This window comes from Campylobacter sp. BCW_6465, from assembly GCF_001762815.1.
Lineage (GTDB): Bacteria > Campylobacterota > Campylobacteria > Campylobacterales > Campylobacteraceae > Campylobacter_D > Campylobacter_D jejuni.
Genome location: NZ_MJXN01000013.1, coordinates 13,306 through 30,061, shown reverse-complemented (window position 1 = coordinate 30,061; position 16,756 = coordinate 13,306). Strand labels below are relative to the sequence as shown.

Annotated in this window: 17 protein-coding genes and 1 pseudogene; 8 read left to right on the top strand and 10 right to left on the bottom strand. The window is 29.5% G+C overall.

Annotated elements, in window-relative coordinates; translation table 11 throughout:
* Positions 1-5: 5 nt before the first annotated feature.
* The 8 genes and pseudogenes from rplI to AJ886_RS00555 all read left to right on the top strand — a co-directional run bounded on the left by rplI (position 6) and on the right by AJ886_RS00555 (position 8,254).
* On the top strand, positions 6-449 hold the full coding sequence (gene rplI, locus AJ886_RS00590) for a 50S ribosomal protein L9 (protein WP_070210743.1): 444 nt from the start codon (positions 6-8) through the stop codon (positions 447-449).
* Complete coding sequence (gene hslV / locus AJ886_RS00585) at positions 449-991, top strand: ATP-dependent protease subunit HslV (RefSeq protein WP_002776411.1); 543 nt, start codon at positions 449-451, stop codon at positions 989-991. The genes rplI and hslV overlap by 1 nt, the downstream gene beginning before the upstream one ends.
* Complete coding sequence (gene hslU / locus AJ886_RS00580; RefSeq protein WP_002852226.1) at positions 988-2,307, top strand: ATP-dependent protease ATPase subunit HslU; 1,320 nt, start codon at positions 988-990, stop codon at positions 2,305-2,307. Before hslV ends, hslU begins: the two co-directional genes overlap by 4 nt.
* Entirely contained in the window at positions 2,304-3,179 is an 876-nt protein-coding gene (era, locus tag AJ886_RS00575) for a GTPase Era (protein ID WP_002855233.1), read from the top strand. Before hslU ends, era begins: the two co-directional genes overlap by 4 nt.
* Positions 3,166-4,272 (top strand): hypothetical protein, encoded by a 1,107-nt coding sequence (locus tag AJ886_RS00570; protein WP_074468912.1) that lies wholly within the window; start codon positions 3,166-3,168, stop codon positions 4,270-4,272. Before era ends, AJ886_RS00570 begins: the two co-directional genes overlap by 14 nt.
* The gene (locus AJ886_RS00565; protein WP_002855032.1) at positions 4,265-4,813 is read left to right on the top strand and encodes a hypothetical protein; all 549 of its coding nucleotides are present in this window, start codon (positions 4,265-4,267) and stop codon (positions 4,811-4,813) included. Before AJ886_RS00570 ends, AJ886_RS00565 begins: the two co-directional genes overlap by 8 nt.
* A 126-nt stretch (positions 4,814-4,939) precedes the next feature.
* Positions 4,940-6,448: pseudogene (locus tag AJ886_RS00560) on the top strand (peptide MFS transporter).
* A gap of 15 nt (positions 6,449-6,463) precedes the next feature.
* Positions 6,464-8,254 carry an aminopeptidase P family protein gene (locus AJ886_RS00555; RefSeq protein ID WP_070287009.1) on the top strand — a complete coding sequence of 597 codons (1,791 nt, stop codon included), beginning with the start codon at positions 6,464-6,466 and terminating at the stop codon, positions 8,252-8,254.
* 120 nt (positions 8,255-8,374) lie between these two features.
* Here the strand turns inward: AJ886_RS00555 and mrdA are convergent, their stop codons facing one another.
* Genes mrdA through cbrR form a run of 10 tightly spaced genes read right to left on the bottom strand, consistent with a single transcriptional unit; the run spans position 8,375 to position 16,663 of the window.
* Positions 8,375-10,180, bottom strand: a complete 1,806-nt coding sequence (mrdA, locus tag AJ886_RS00550) for a penicillin-binding protein 2 (RefSeq protein ID WP_070287008.1) — start codon at positions 10,178-10,180, stop codon at positions 8,375-8,377.
* On the bottom strand, positions 10,181-10,675 hold the full coding sequence (locus AJ886_RS00545; RefSeq protein ID WP_002855248.1) for a membrane protein: 495 nt from the start codon (positions 10,673-10,675) through the stop codon (positions 10,181-10,183).
* Complete coding sequence (gene yihA / locus AJ886_RS00540; protein WP_002869353.1) at positions 10,672-11,268, bottom strand: ribosome biogenesis GTP-binding protein YihA/YsxC; 597 nt, start codon at positions 11,266-11,268, stop codon at positions 10,672-10,674. The genes AJ886_RS00545 and yihA overlap by 4 nt, the downstream gene beginning before the upstream one ends.
* On the bottom strand, positions 11,265-11,726 hold the full coding sequence (locus AJ886_RS00535; protein ID WP_002852252.1) for an LptA/OstA family protein: 462 nt from the start codon (positions 11,724-11,726) through the stop codon (positions 11,265-11,267). Before AJ886_RS00535 ends, yihA begins: the two co-directional genes overlap by 4 nt.
* Positions 11,708-12,223: a hypothetical protein gene (locus AJ886_RS00530; RefSeq protein WP_070274942.1), complete on the bottom strand. Its 516-nt coding sequence runs from the start codon at positions 12,221-12,223 to the stop codon at positions 11,708-11,710. The genes AJ886_RS00535 and AJ886_RS00530 overlap by 19 nt, the downstream gene beginning before the upstream one ends.
* Entirely contained in the window at positions 12,214-12,702 is a 489-nt protein-coding gene (locus tag AJ886_RS00525) for an HAD-IIIA family hydrolase (RefSeq protein WP_002866504.1), read from the bottom strand. The genes AJ886_RS00530 and AJ886_RS00525 overlap by 10 nt, the downstream gene beginning before the upstream one ends.
* A 5-nt stretch (positions 12,703-12,707) precedes the next feature.
* Positions 12,708-13,535 (bottom strand): septal ring lytic transglycosylase RlpA family protein, encoded by an 828-nt coding sequence (locus AJ886_RS00520; RefSeq protein WP_002852227.1) that lies wholly within the window; start codon positions 13,533-13,535, stop codon positions 12,708-12,710.
* Positions 13,495-14,613, bottom strand: coding sequence for a lytic transglycosylase domain-containing protein (locus AJ886_RS00515; RefSeq protein WP_002855040.1), 1,119 nt, complete (start codon positions 14,611-14,613; stop codon positions 13,495-13,497). Before AJ886_RS00515 ends, AJ886_RS00520 begins: the two co-directional genes overlap by 41 nt.
* Positions 14,613-15,428, bottom strand: coding sequence for a TatD family hydrolase (locus AJ886_RS00510; RefSeq protein WP_052801328.1), 816 nt, complete (start codon positions 15,426-15,428; stop codon positions 14,613-14,615). The genes AJ886_RS00515 and AJ886_RS00510 overlap by 1 nt, the downstream gene beginning before the upstream one ends.
* Complete coding sequence (gene cbrR / locus AJ886_RS00505) at positions 15,419-16,663, bottom strand: bile resistance response regulator CbrR (protein WP_052857840.1); 1,245 nt, start codon at positions 16,661-16,663, stop codon at positions 15,419-15,421. Before cbrR ends, AJ886_RS00510 begins: the two co-directional genes overlap by 10 nt.
* Between the last annotated feature and the right edge of the window lie 93 nt (positions 16,664-16,756).

The following is a 16,756-nucleotide window of genomic DNA, read 5'->3' as shown; positions in this document are numbered from 1 at the left end:
ATAAAATGAAAGTATTATTAATCAAAGATGTAAAAGCACTTGGAAAAGCAGGAGAAGTAAAAGAAGTAAAAGACGGCTACGGACAAAATTTCTTAATCGCTAAAGGCTTTGCTAAAGCAGCTACTAATGAAGTTTTAAGAAAATACGAAAGCGACAAGAAAAAAGAGGCTGAAAATTTACGCTTTGAAATCGCAAATTTAGAAAAACTCAAAGAAGAACTTGGCAAAATCACTCTTGAAATTTCAAAACCCGTAGGTGCAAATGGAAGTTTGTTTGGTGGCGTAACCAAAGATGAAATCGCTCACGCCCTAAAAGAACAAAGCCATATAGAAATCGATAAAAAAAGCTTAGAATGCGACACCTTAAAAAGCTTAGGAATCCACGAAGTAAGCGTAAAACTTGGACACGCAATCCATGCTAAATTTAACATAAATATAAAGGCAGAATAATGTTTCACGCAACAACGATTTTAGCTTACAAAGGTAAAAATAAATCCGTAATCGGCGGAGATGGACAAGTAAGCTTTGGAAATACGGTGCTAAAAGGCAATGCTGTAAAGATTAGAAAACTTAATAATGGAAAAGTTTTAGCAGGTTTTGCAGGATCAACAGCTGATGCTTTTAATCTTTTTGATATGTTTGAAAATCTCCTTCAAAGTTCTAAAGGCGATCTTTTAAAAGCAGCGATTGACTTTTCTAAAGAATGGAGAAAAGACAAATACCTAAGAAAACTTGAAGCCATGATGCTTGTACTTGATAGAAATCACATTTTTCTACTTTCTGGTACAGGCGATGTGGTCGAACCTGAAGATGGGCAAATCGCAGCTATAGGAAGTGGTGGAAACTATGCACTTTCAGCTGCTAGAGCCTTAGCAAAACATGCCAATTTAGATGAAGAAGAACTTGTAAAATCAAGCCTTCAAATCGCAGGTGAAATTTGCATTTATACTAATACCAATATCAAAACTTATGTAATCGAGGATGAGAAATGAATCTAACTCCAAAAGAAATTGTTAAATTTTTAGATGATTATGTTATAGGACAAAAAAAAGCTAAAAAAATCATAGCTATAGCTTTAAGAAATCGCTACCGCAGAATGCAACTTAGCCCTGAGTTGCAAGATGATATCGTGCCTAAAAATATCTTAATGATAGGTTCTACAGGTGTGGGAAAAACAGAAATCGCTAGGCGTTTAGCTAAAATGATGGGCTTTCCTTTCATCAAAATCGAAGCGAGTAAATATACTGAAGTAGGTTTTGTAGGTCGTGATGTGGAAAGCATGGTAAGAGATCTTGCCAATGCAGCTTTAAATTTGGTAAAAAATGAGCAAAGAGAAAAAAACAAAGATAAAATCGATGAATTTATAGAAAATAAAATTTTAGAAAAACTTTTACCACCTTTACCAAAGGGTATCAGCGATGAAAAACAAGAAGAATATAAAAACAGTCTTGAAAAAATGAGAACTAAACTAAGAAATGGCGATCTTGATGAAAGCACCATAGAGATAGAAATTTCACAAAATATGTTTGATACCAATCCTAACCTACCTCCTGAAATGGGTGCAATGCAAGATATAGTTAAGGTTATAGGCGTTGGCAGTAAAAAAGTCAAAAAAGAAATGAAAATCAAAGACGCTAAAAATGCTTTAAAAAACGAAGCAGGAGAAAAAATCCTAGATCAAGAAAGTATCAAAAGCGAAGCCTTAAAAAGAGCGGAAAATGAAGGTATTATTTTTATTGATGAAATCGATAAAATCGCTGTTTCAAGCGGGAATTCAAACCGCCAAGATCCAAGTAAAGAAGGGGTGCAAAGAGACTTACTTCCTATAGTCGAGGGATCAAATGTACAAACAAAAATAGGTACTTTAAAAACCGATCATATTCTTTTTATCGCTGCAGGGGCTTTTCATCTTAGCAAACCAAGTGATCTTATCCCTGAACTTCAGGGACGCTTTCCTTTAAGAGTGGAATTAGATAGTCTTGATGACAAAGCTCTTTATGAAATTTTAACACGCCCTAAAAATTCACTTTTAAAACAATACTCTCAGCTTTTAAAAACTGAAAATTTAGAACTTGAATTTGATGATGAAGCCATTAAAGAAATAGCAAAAATAGCTTCAAGAGCCAATGAAGAAATGCAAGATATAGGTGCTAGACGCTTGCATACTGTGATAGAAAAATTACTTGAAGATTTAAGCTTTGAAGCTGATGAGTATGCAGGTAAAAAATTCGTAGTGGATAAAAAAATGGTAGAAGAAAAACTCGGAGATATCATAGAAAATAAAGATCTTGCAAGGTATATTTTGTGAAAAGTGGCTTTGTTAGTATCATAGGGCGTACTAATGCAGGAAAAAGTACTTTAATCAATTCCTTATTAGAAGAAAAAATCGCCCTAGTTTCTCACAAACAAAACGCCACAAGACGTAAAATCAAAGCCATAGTGATGCATGAAAAAAATCAAATCATTTTCATCGATACCCCAGGACTTCACGAAAGCGGTGCTACGCTTAATCAACTGCTTGTCCAAAGTGCTATTAAATCTATAGGGGATTGTGATGTGATTTTATTTGTGGCGAGTGTTTTTGATAGTACAAAAGACTATGAAAATTTTCTTAGTCTAAACCCACAAGTACCACATATCATCGCTTTAAATAAAGTAGATTTAACCGACAATGCTACACTTTTAAAAAAACTTAGCGAATATGCAAAATTTAGCCAACATTTTAAAGCTATCATTCCTTATTCTTCTAAGAAAAAAAGCTATAAAAAAGGCTTGTTAGATGAGATAGTAAAATATCTTGACGAACATGAATATTTTTATGATCCTGAATTTTTAAGTGCGAGTAGCGAAAAAGAACTTTATAGAGATTTCATACTTGAAAGTATTTATGAAAATTTAAGCGATGAGCTTCCCTATAGTAGCGAAGTGCTTATCAATCGCACCAAAGACACGCCTAATCTTTTAATCCTAGAAGCCAATATCATCACAGATACAAACTCTCACAAGGGTATGCTTATAGGAAAAGAAGGGGCAACTTTAAAAAGAATAGGCAAAGATGCACGCTTTAAAATTTCAAAACTTGCACAAAAAAAAGTACTTTTAAAGCTTTTCGTAACAGTGAAAAAAAACTGGCAAAAAGATGAAGAATTTTTAAAAAAACTTTTAAATGATGAAAATTAATTCATTAAATAAAATAAATTTTATAAAATCTACAGATTTGCTTTATGCTCAAAGAACAGGAATATCCAAAGAAGATGAACTTTTTAACAATTTAACTGCAGATTTTAAGCTAAGCAAACCCTTTGACTACCAAATAGCTTTTTTTAAACATAATGAAATTTATCATTGTTTTTTAGCGCCTGTTTACAAATTGAAAAAAAGTCGTTTTTGCTTTCCTGAGCCTTTAATTTTTCAAGCTTTGTTTGATGAAAGATTTATTGAGGAAAGTGATTATTGTGTTTTAAATTTATATGATCAAACTTTATATTTATATTTTTACCAAGAGGGAAAATTTATCAATCTTAAAAAAATCGAAAATTTCAACCCAAGTAATATGGATTTATTTTTTAAACAAAATCGATTTATAGAACTTTTAAAACACTATGAAAGCAAATTGCTACTTTATCAGGATTTGGATACAATCAAACATTACTTCTCATCTCAAATAAAATGTTTAAATCTAAATGATATTCTTGATAAAAATAGTTTATTGAAATTAAGTTCATATAGTATAAAAAATCTAGATCAAAATTGTAATTTTATCAAGCATAATAAAATAAAAATATCTATTTCTTTTAAAATTATATTAATATTTATTTTTAGCTTTAGTCTTAGTATGATGATTTTATTATTTAAAGATTTTATAGAATACAAACAAAATAAGGAAATTCAAAATAAAAATTTTATCATACAAGAAGAAATTTCTAAACTAAAACAAGATAAGCAAAAATTATTAACAAACATACAAGATTTAAACTTTACTCTTTCTAATAAAATATCATCTACACAACAACAATTTCATATTTTATCCACCATAACAAAAGAAATCAATTTAGACAAAAATAAAGCAATCATTCTAAATCAAATCATATCATGGCTTAACTCCAATGAACTTAAAATCACAAATCTTGAATTTAAACAAACAAAAATCATTCTTTCTTTTATCGATGAAAACCACTTTAAAAGAGCATTAGAAAATCTAAATTCTGCTTTTAAAATTCTTGATAAAAATGAAGAAACATTGAATATCATATTAGAAGTCATACATGAATAAAATAGAAGTATTTTTGCAGAATTTAAATCCTAGGGAAAAATTTCTTTTTATTTCTTTTATCTGTCTTTGTGCTTTGTTTTTAGCTTTTAAAATTCACGATCACTTTTTGGAAGATATTTTTCAAAAAACATTAGTAGAACATAATTACCTTGCATTAAATGAAGCAAAAATAGAAAATTCACATCTTAAAGAAATAGAAACAAAGCTAACAAAACAGATAAAAACAGAGGAAGAAAAATTAAAATACTATAAAGAAAAATTGCATTTATTTTCTTATGATAAAGATTTTTTCAATAAAAAAATCAATAATTTATCCAAAAATTTAACCATTAATGAAATAAAATTTTCCCAAGAAAACAAAAATTTTATCCACTATAATTATGTTTCTCTAAGTTTAAATGGCAACTTTAAAGACTTGCTCAATTTTATACAAAATTTAGAAAATCTTCCTATAGCTTTAAAAATTGATAAAATAAAACTATACAATACACAGGGTTTAAAATTAAAGCTTGATTTAATGTTTAAATTTGTTAATTTATAATAATATTAAAATGTTATATTTTTAAATATTATTATAAAAAAAATATTTAAAAATATTGTAATTTAATTATTTTTCTATTACTATTAGTTAAAATATTTTAAGCATAAAAAAGAAAGGTATTGAGAAGTGACTAAACAAGAAATACAAAAACTCGATGCAAATTTCCTAGGTCATCCCAAGCCTTTATTCTCTCTATCAATGGTAGAACTTTGGGAAAGATTTGCTTTTTATGGCATACGATCTTTACTTGTGCTTTTCATGGCAACAACCATAAGCAAAGGTGGACTTGGAATAAGCACTGAATACGCCTCGGCAATTTATGGCATTTTTGCAGGATGCTTGTATTTAGCAGCACTTCCTGGAGGCTGGATTACTGATAATTATTTAGGGCAAAAAAAGGCTTTATTTCTAGGTTCTTTTATTATAGCTTTAGGACATATTAGCATAGCCTTATCTATTCTAAGCACACCTATATTTTTCCTAGGACTTACTTTTATCGTTATTGGTACTGGATTTTTTAAAACTAGTGCTTCTGTAACAGTTGGAATGTTATATAAACAAAATGATACAAGATGCGATACTGGCTATACGATTTTTTATATAGGAATTAACATTGGAGCATTCATTGCTCCTCTTATATGTGGTTTTGTTCAAGCAAAATAGAATTATCATTTAGGATTTGGCATAGGAGGTTTAGGTATGCTAATCTCTTTGCTTATTTTATATTTTAAAGCTATCCCTGAACTTGAAGAATTTCATAAAAATTGTACTTTAAGGCAAAACTGGGAACAACCATTTAAAAAAAGTAAAAATTTAACTCTTATACTAAGTATAAGCTTGTTAAGTATTATTGGATTTTTTCTAATTTTTATTAATCTTGCAGATATTAATCCCATAATACTATCAAAAAAACTTCTAATTGTAATTTTACTATGTTTGGTAATTTATTTCATATATCTTTTTGTTTTTAAAACCTTAAATAAAAGAGAAAAACAGCAATTAACAATTTTAATTGTTTTATTCTTTGTAGCCACTTTTTTTTGGAGCACTTTTGAACAAAAACCTACCGCTTATAATCTTTTTGCGCAAGATTTTACAAATAGAAATATTTTTGATTGGAAAATTCCAACAAACTGGTTTCAATCTTTTAATCCAATTTTTATCATCATACTTGCTCCTATAGCAAGTTATATTTGGATATTTTTAGAGAAAAAAAATATATATTTTTCTTCCATTGGAAAATTTACTTTAGGAATATTATTTGCCGGCATTGGTTTTATGATGATGACCTTTGCTTCACAAAATCTAATAAACAACAATGGTTTGCCAATATCCATGGCTTGGATTATCATAAGTATATTCTTTTTAACACTTGGGGAATTATGCGTGTCTCCTGTTGGACTCTCTATAATGGCTAAGGTTGCCCCTGATTTAATCAAAAATCAAGTCATGGGACTTTGGTTTGTAGCAAGTGCATTAGGCAATGCTTTAGCTGGATTCATAGGTGGTAAAGCAAGTGAAGAAAATATAGCTTATTTGCCAAATTTATTTTACCAATGTATGTGGATATTACTTGGTGCTGTTATAATTTTACTTATACTCAAAAAACCTATCAATAAAATACTAAAAAATTAATATTAAGGAGAAAATATGAGTATTTACAAACAAAGAGTATTAGAACTTAGAAGATTAATGAAAGAAAATAATATTGACGCCTATCTCATCTTAAGCGCGGATCCGCATTTGAGCGAATATTTACCAGAATATTACAAAAACAGAGTCTTTATCAGTGGCTTTAAGGGTTCTGTTGGAACAGTTCTTATCACACAAGAAGAGGGTTTTTTGTGGGTAGATGGAAGATATTGGCTTCAAGCACAAAAGGAATTAGAAGGTAGTGGCATACTTTTACAAAAGCAAGATGCTAAAAATACTTTTACCAAATGGTTGGAAAAAAATTTAAGCGAAGATCAAATTTTAGGCATCGATTTTGCACTTTTACCTTTATCTTTGCAAAAAGATTTAAAGATTAATTGCAAGGCAAATTTAAAACATATAGATTTGATAAGTCCACTTTGGAAAGATCGTCCCACTTTACCACAAGAAAAAATTTATGAACACGAATTAGAATACTGCTCTTACTCAAGAAAAGAAAAATTAGCATTAGTGCGTCAAAAAATGAAAAATTTAAATGCTACTTCTCATTTAATCTCCAGCCTTGATGATATAGCTTGGCTTACAAATTTAAGAGGGAATGATGTAAATTATAATCCTGTATTTTTAAGTCATTTGCTAATCTTGGAAGACAAAGCTTTGCTTTTTGTTGATCAGAAAAAAGTAAATTCAGAACTTGAAAAAAAATTAAATTTAGATGGGCTTTGGCTTAAAAATTATGATGAAATCATCATGGAGCTTGAAAAACTTGCAAATACAAATTTGCTTATTGAACCTTCAAAAATGACCGCTTTACTCATAAATTCTTTAGATAAAAGCGTAAAAATCATTCAAGAAATTAATCCAAGCACTCACTTAAAAGCAGTTAAAAATACAAAAGAAATAGCGCATATACAAGATGCTATGATAGAAGATGGAGTGGCTTTATGTAAATTTTTTGCATGGCTTGAAGAAGCGATAGAAAATAAAGAATTAATAAGCGAATTGGACATAGATGCTAAAGCAAGCGAATTTAGAGCACAAAGCAAGTACTACATAAGTGATAGTTTTGCCACTATAGCAGGCTTTAACGAAAACGCAGCATATCCACATTATAAAGCCACAAAAGAGAGTTTTGCTTATCTTAAAAAAGATGGGCTTTTACTTATTGATTCTGGTGGACAATATAAAAACGGTACAACAGATATTACACGCGTTGTACCAATAGGAAAGGCTAATGCAGAACAAATTCATGACTATACCTTGGTTTTAAAAGCACATATTGCCATTTCTAGTGCAATTTTTCCAAAAGATATAGCTATGCCCTTACTTGATGCAATCACACGCGCACCTTTATGGAAAGAACAAATTGACTATATACACGGCACAGGACATGGCGTGGGATATTTTTTAAATGTCCATGAAGGTCCACAAGTTTTATCTTATCTATCCCCTGTGCTTGAAAAAACAAAAGCCAAAGAAGGTATGCTAACCTCCATAGAGCCAGGTATTTATAAAGTAGGTAAATGGGGTATAAGACTTGAAAATTTAGTTATTCATACTAAAGTAGAAAATCCTAAAAATAAAGATTTTGGAGAGTTTTTATACTTTAAACCTGTTACTCTTTGTCCTTTTGAAATATCTTGTATTGATACAAAAATGTTAGATGAAAAAGAAAAAGAGTGGTTAAACAATTATCACAAAGAAGTATTTGAAAAACTTTCTCCTAAGCTAGGTGATTATCCAAAAGCTCTAGTTTGGCTTGAAAAAAGAACAAAAGCCATCTTTTAAGATACTTTTGTTAACATAGATAAATTTTCCTTGTATTAAACTTATAATTTGTTTAATGCAAGGTTTTTAAACCAATTGCTAAAAAAGTTTTTTTTGAAAAACTCGATTTACAACTAAAAATTATTTAAAATATCCAAGTTCAATCATTTTTTGATAAATTTTAGCTACAGTTGCCCCTGAAGTAATATTTCTCCCACCATGTTCCAAAAGAACGGTAACTACATATTTTGGCTTAGAATAAGGAGCATAAGAAGTGAGCCACGCATGAGATCTAGTATAATACTCAAATTGTTTTTCATCGACCCTATTTTTATCTGTCTGTGAAAATCCCACAACCTGAGCAGTTCCTGTTTTTGCTGCAACTTTCACATCAAGATTATGCAAATAACGATAAGAGGTTCCTCCTTGCTCATTGGCAACAGCATACATTGCATCTCTTATATAAGGCAATTGACTCTTTTCAAATAAAGTAAAAATTTCTTTTTTATTTTCATCCATTTGATTTTCTATAGTTGTATTGTTATTTTCTATGCTTTTTAAAAAATGAGGTATAACCTCTCCACCTTTTGCGATTTGAGCCGTATATCTAGCAATTTGCATAGGTGTTGTAAGAAAATTACCTTGACCTATAGCTGTATTTAAAGTATCACCTTGAAACCAAGATTGTCTATATCTTTGCATCTTCCATTCTTTACTTGGTAAAGTCCCTACAAATTCACTAGGTAAATCTACCCCTGTTTTCGCTCCAAAGCCAATGCGAGATAAAGTTTCACTTATTTGATCGATTCCAACTTGCAAACTGCCATTATAAAAATAAACATCACAACTATATTTTATCGCATGTTTTAAATCCACAGGTCCATGGCCTGATCGATTCCAACATCTAAAAAACCTGCCTCCAAGCTCAATGCTTCCATTGCAAACATATTGAGTTGATGGACTAATATTTTTAGAATTTAAAAAAGAAAGCCCTACTCCCATTTTTACAACAGAACCTGGAGGATAATATCCATTTATAAGTTTATTTGTAAAAGGATGATCAAGACTATTTGAAAGCTCATCCCAATCCTTAAAAGAAATCCCTGTTACAAAAGGATTAAGATCATATTCAGGGAAACTCCCTGCAGCTAAAATAGATCCATCATTTACATTCATAATTATAGCAGCCCCAGCATTCCCTTCAAACAATGAAGTTAAATAAGACTGAAGCTCTATATCTATCGTAAGTTCTATATCATTAGACTTAGCAGGAGTGTAAGAAAGCTGTTCTACTTCTTGATTTAAGGCATTAACCTTATAAACTCTAGTTCCTTTTTCTCCTTGTAAAATATCATTATAATAGCGTTCTATACCGCTTTTTCCCGTATAGTTAGAAAGTTTTGCTATTTCATTTTCTTGAACATCTTGCAAATTTGCCTTACCTACATACCCAATAATATGCGAAGCCAATTTTCCAAAAGGATATTTTCTTTTTACAACAGGATCTATTTTTATTGTTTTATTAAGATTTAACTCTGAATAATGCGGAATAATCTCATCGTAGGGTATAAAATCTACAACTTTAATAAAATCTTGATTATAGTAAGAATCATTTCTCTTATAAATTTCTGCTAATTTACTAGCATTTAAATCGGGAAATAAATTTGTAAGTTCAGATAATTCTTTATCTAAAATTCCTTTATTTGACTTTTTAATACTTAAATAAGGTTTAATAGAAATACTAAAACCCAAATCATTAATAGCCAATAAAGTTCCATTTCTATCTGTAATTTGACCCCTAACAGGTGGTAAAAATTCAGTTTTTATGGCATTTTGTTTGGCAAGTTCTTCATAATATACATTTGATTTTATACTCAAATAATACACACGACTTAATAAAAATATAAAAAACAATAGTATAAATCCAACAACTAAACGCATTCTCATTTAAATTTTACCTTTAAAAAACACATAAGCTAAACAACATTCTATAAAAACTGAAACAATATACGCCCATCCTAAAATTTTAATTTTTTCATCTCCAATATAAGACAATATCATATCCAAAAACAAAATAATGCCGTAAGCACAAAGCACAAAAACAACAGGGATAAATTTACCAATTTTTAAATTTGTCTTAATCCAATCTGCACAAAGATAATAAAAAATAAAAAATGCCAACCAAGATGAAAAAATAAAAAAATTATAAGTTATATCAGTAAAAAATAAAAAAAATAAAGAAAAATACCATCTAAAATCAAGCTTTGAAAAAGTTCTTTCTCTCTCTTCTAGTAAGCAAAACATATAACAGAAAAAAATCCCATAAAGTAACGGAGCATATATAAAAGTCGAACCAAGAATCTGATAGATTAGAAAAAAAAATCCTAAAAAGACATAAGCTCCATTAAATTTTGCTTTATAAGCACTTAAATTTCTTCTCATTTATCAAGACCTAAAGTTTGATTGATAATAATATCTTCTAAAGAATCAAGGCCAAATTTATTCAAATTTGAAACTAAAATAGAGTCTTTAAATTCATTTTTTAACTTAGCTTTTTCACTTTGATTTAATTTATCGCATTTGGTAAAAACTTTTAAAATTTTTTGATCAGGTCGTAAAAATCTTTTCAAATAGTCATTTAAATTTACATCGATCTCTAAATGAGTATGTCTTGAATCGATTAAATGTATAAATAACTTTATCGAGGTTCTTAATTTTAAAAATTCATCTAAGTTTTGATTCCATATTTCTTTTAAATTTTTAGAAACCTTTGCATAACCAAACCCTGGCAAATCGATAAAATTGATATTAAATTTTTCTTCATTTCTTTTGCAAGTTACTTCGAAAAAATTTATAAGCTGAGTTTTTCCAGGAGTTGCCGAACTTTTGGCTAAATTTTTTTGTTTACACAAAGAATTGATTAAAGAACTTTTTCCGACATTAGAACGCCCCAAAAATGCTACTTCGCTAAAATTTGAGCTCAAATTCTCATCAAATTTCACTAAAGAAGTGATAAATTTAGCACCAATTATCATTTGTCTTTAAGATCAAATACAAAACGAGCAGGTTTTTGATCCTTGCTCTCTACTCGATAAATATTAGCTTTTCTATCGACTATTATTTTATCACCAAAAAGTTTTTGATTGCTTCCAAGCTCATTTATATAAGCATGACCATTAATCTCGTAAGTATCTTTAATAACATTATAAATAAATTTATCTCCACTACCTTTATAAGTTTTACCTTTTAAAACAATCTTAAACCTAGCGTTTTGCATTGCTTCATAACGAATAGGTTTGCGATTTTTATCCGTATAAATAATCAATTTTTCAGAATTTAAAATATCATCACCCCTAATTACTTCTACATTTCCACTAAGAATACTTTCACCCTTATTTTCATCTGAGTAAAAATTTAAAGCTTTTACTTCAATTTGAGTTGCCCAAGTTACACTTACACAAACTAACAATAAAATTATTTGTCTTGCAACCACGCGTTTACTCCTTGGATATTTAAAATTTTGTTTTTTGTATCATAGTTTAAAGTATTTCCATTAATAATACTTCCATTAATTAGAGCTTTAAAATTAGTATTTGTGTGTAAAATTTTATCCTTAGGTTGGTATTCTACCTCTTGAGAAATAATTTTGACATTATTAGAACCTATATAAGTAACATTTCCTTTAAACAAAACCTTGCCCATATCTTTATTGAAAAACTCTAAACGATTCGCACTAAGATTAAAATCTAAATTTAAAGTAATAAAATCATTAAATTCATCTCTATCTGCATATCTCACCCAAGAATTTGCCTTATAATATGCCTTAATTGTACTAGCATTACTCTCATAAGCTTTCAAATTTTTAGCCTCAATATTTTTAAAATTTAAAGCATTAGTTTGCAAATTCAAAGAATACGGATCTTGCAAACTTAAAATCGTAAAAGTAATTGTAAAAAGAGCAATTAAAATTCCAAAAATTTTTATAGCCAAAGCTTATTCCATTCTTCTTCTAGATGATTTTTTTCTACTAAAATTTCTATCATCTGTGCTACAGCAGCCTTACCACCTTTTTTGCTAAGCACTATGTCTACATTTAAATCTTTATGACCATCTTTTGGCTTAAAACTAAGTCCTACACTTTCAAGCAAAGCCTTATCGTTAAAATAATCCCCAATAGCCGCACACTGAGAAAAATCTAAATTAAGTTTTTGTAAAATTTCTTTTGCACAAGCTAACTTATCCTTGATGCCTTGATATAAAATTTCTATTTTTAAATCTTTAGCTCTTTTTTCAACACAAGGACAATTTCTACCTGTAATAATAGCAATTTTTTTACCAAGCTTTAGCCAAGCCTCGATAGCCGCTCCATCTTTTACATCAAATTCTTTAATAAATTCTCCATTAGAAGTATAAATAATCTTCCCATCAGTTAAACAGCCATCTACATCCAAAAAAATCAATTCTGTCATAATTTCTACTCTCTTACAACAAATGCACCTGCAAATGCACCACTTGCAGCAAAATCCCTTGCTTCATCTTCACTTCTAAAGCCTGTTAAGAAAACGCGATTTAACCCATCCACTGAGCTTGTGCGTATAGTAGAGCTATAAGTTCTATAAGTTTTATATCTTGCTGCTATCGTTTGTGCTCCAGCTGGGTTTTTAAAGGCTCCAATTTGAACCATGAAATTTCCACCTTCATAAATTTGTCCATTATTTGCAATCTCTCCACTATTTCCATAGTTTACATTAGAATGTACAATATTATTACCCGAATTACTTGATCCAAACCCTATAACCTCAAGCCTTACTGGAGCTGTTCCTGAAGCAATCATATCAATTTGACTAGCAGCTCCTTTTGATAAATCTATAATACGATTATTCACAAAAGGACCTCTATCATTTACACGAACGGTAACTTGACGATTGTTATTTAGATTAGTTACTTTTAAGATAGTATTCATAGGTAAAGTTTTATGAGCCGCGGTTAAAGCATTTTGATTATAGGTTTCACCATTAGAGGTTTTCTTGCCGTGAAAGCCTGGCCCATACCAACTCGCAATACCATCAGCAGTTTCACCTACTGCTACAACAGTGGGATAATAAGTTTTACCATTGATAGTATAAGGCTTCATCGTTCCTTTAGTCCCTGAAGAACTAGGACTGCTTTTAAAATCATTTGAAGGATAATACACTTGAGCATTATCCAAGCTAGAAAAAAAACTAGTGCCTAAACAACCACTAAAAAATAAAGCCCCTAGACTAACGGCTGACAACTTTAGTGTAATTGTTTTTATTTGCATTTTTATTCTCCTTGATTGGTATAATTAATTTTTGATTAATGCTAAGATGATTTTTTGCTATTTTATTGAATTCTCGAATTTCATCAACACTTATATTATAATTTTTTGCTATTTTATATAAAGAGTCACCAGACTTAACGGTATAAGTTCTTGTCATAGGTATAGTTGTATCAACCTTCGCAAGTTTTTCTGCTTTAAAATTTTTATCAAAAAATGCTACTTTATTAAGTGGTATATACATATAATACCCTTTACCAGGAGGCGTAAAATTATGTTTAAATTGTGGATTATATTTCTTAAAAGTTGCAAGATCCATATTTAAATTTTTAGCTATTTCTTTTAAAGATGCAGAAGAAGGCACATCAACTTTTGCAAATTCATTGCTTAAAGCATAATTCATTAAAGACGCATCTTTATCTAGTAAAAAATCCCTATCATTAGCTAAAAAAGCAAGCGTTAAAATCTTTCTTATAAAATTTCTAGTTTCTAAAGAAAGATATTTCTTATCAGGGTTCAATAAAACACTTAAATCATCACTTCCTGCTTGCTTGATAGCTTGTCTTAGCTTGCCATTTCCGCAATTATAAGCTAAAAGTGCTAAATACCATTTGCCAAATTCTTCTTTTAACTCTTTTAAATAATTTGTAGCGGCATAAGTTGACTTGACCGGATCACGCCTTTCATCAACATAAGCATCGATTCTTAAACCCAAATTTCTAGCTGTTGGTTGCATAAATTGCCAAACCCCTACAGCCTTGGCATTAGAAACACTATGAGTTTTCAAGCCTGATTCAACCATAGCTAGATACAAAATCTCATCAGGAACTTCCTGCTGGGCTAAAATTTTTCTTATCATAGGAGTAACTTTTGAAAAATTTTGCATACTATCTATTAAAGTTTGGGCATGTTTTGATTTTATATCTTGTTGAGTTTGCACAAAAATCAAATCACTAATAAAACTTGGATTAATATCTAAATTTCTTAAAACATTCATTTGTCTTTCATAAAATTCAGGAGTATTAATTTGTGCAAAAAGAAAATTAAAACATATTAAAAAACACAATAAATTTTTTTTCATTAATAACCTTTAAAAAATAATTTTTCAGAATTGTTAAAACAAATTTCTAGAAGCTCTTTTCTTGATAAATTCAATACTTCACACATTTTGTTTGCTACAAATTGAGTTAACAAAGGTTCATTTCTTTTACCGCGATAAGGCTCTGGAGTAAGATATGGAGCATCAGTTTCAAGTAGTAGTCTATCTTTTGGAATTTTAGGCAAAATCTCAACTAATTTCTTAGCATTTTTAAAAGTTAAAACTCCCCCAATACCAAAATAAAATCCATCTTCAAAAAGAGTTAGCAAATGTTCGCTTGCATTAAAGCAGTGTAAAACTCCTCCTACAAGATCCTTAGAATACCCATGTAAAATCTCATAGGTATCATGATTTGCTTCTCTTGAGTGGATGATAACAGGTTTTTTAAATTCAATAGCAAGTTCAAGCTGTGCGATAAAAATCTTTTTTTGATTTTCTTTTTCTTTTTGAATTTCTTCAGCAAGATCACTTTTAAAACGGAAATAATCAAGCCCACATTCACCTACAGCTACACATTTTTCATCGCATAAATACTGCCTTAAAATTTTCTCATCATAATTATCAATTTCATAAGGATGCACTCCTACTGCAAAAAAAATATTTTTATATTTATGAGCAATTGTAGCTGCATAGGGCAAATCTTTTATATCAGCACCAGGTATGATGATTTTCTCTATACCATTTTTAAAAGCACGATTTAAAGTTTCATCTAAATCATCTTTAAATGCTTCACTGTCTAGATGGCAATGCGTATCAACAATCCTTAAACCATCTTGAAAATCAAGATTTAAGAACATACTTCAACTCTATCCTTGCCATTATCTTTTGCTTGAGACAATATTTTACTTGCTTTATCAACCAAAGAATCAATCTTATCTCCACTTTTTCCAAAAACCACGCCTATAGAAGCTGTAAAAAAGACTTCATCTAAATTAACTAAAACACCAGCTTTTTTTATATTTACTCGTATACGAGAAAAGATTTTAATCGCTCTTTCTTGGGATATATTTTTAAGTAAAATACAAATTTTTTCTGCACTATATCTACCTACAAGATCTCTTCCTTTAGTTTCATTAACTATTTCATTGGCGCAGGTTTTAATTACTTCATCACCAACTTCACGGCCGTATTCATCGTTAATCATTTGAAGATTATCTATATCTAAGAAAGCAAAAGCAAATTCCTCGTCTTTTGTTGCTATTTCGTTAAAATAATCATCTATTCCATCGATTAAAGCATTATAATTTTTAACCCCAGATACAGGATCTAAAACATTATAAGTGCTTAAAAATTTTTTATCATCCATGTAAGATAAACAACGATCTAAGCGACAATTAAAACTTTCTTTGCTTAAAGGCTTAAACAAATACTCATTAACTCCATTTTTAAAAGAATTCGCTTCAAATGAATCATTATGATCCCCCAAAAGAATCACACCTAATTCATCATCACTAAAACGTTCCCTTACTTGAGTCAAAAGCTCAAAACCGCTAATTACTGGCATATTGACATCTGCTATAATAAGCTTAACATCATTATTATCATTTAAATAACTCATTGCTTCTTCACCATGAGCTGCAGCTAAAACATTAAATTGTCTTTGAGTAAGTATTTTTTTAATTTCATTACGTTCAGGTAGCTTGCTCATAGCTAAAATCACTTTAGTTTTTGCATATTGATTAAGTTTTACAATAGAACTAATAATCTCATCAATGCAAGTTTCACTTTCTTTAAAAATATAATCTAATATATCTTTATCCATAAATTTTTCTTTAGTAGCCTTATCACCACTAGCCGTAAGAACAATAGCAGGAATTTTCTTTTCTATAACATAATCCACAACTTCACCATTTGGGGCATCTGGCAAACATAAATCCACAAAAGCTAAAAAATAATCATTATTCATTAATTCCTTAGCTTCGGCAAAACCAAAAGCAATATCTACCTCATAATCTAAAGTCATTTGAATTTTTTTAGCTAAAAGTTTGCCGAGCATTTTATTGTCATCAATAATTAAAATTTTCTTATTCATAGTGTGTAAAATACCTTTATATCTAAAATTTTTAATATATTTGTTTCAAAGAAAGGAAATTTTATAGTTATATATTCTAACATAGTAAAATAA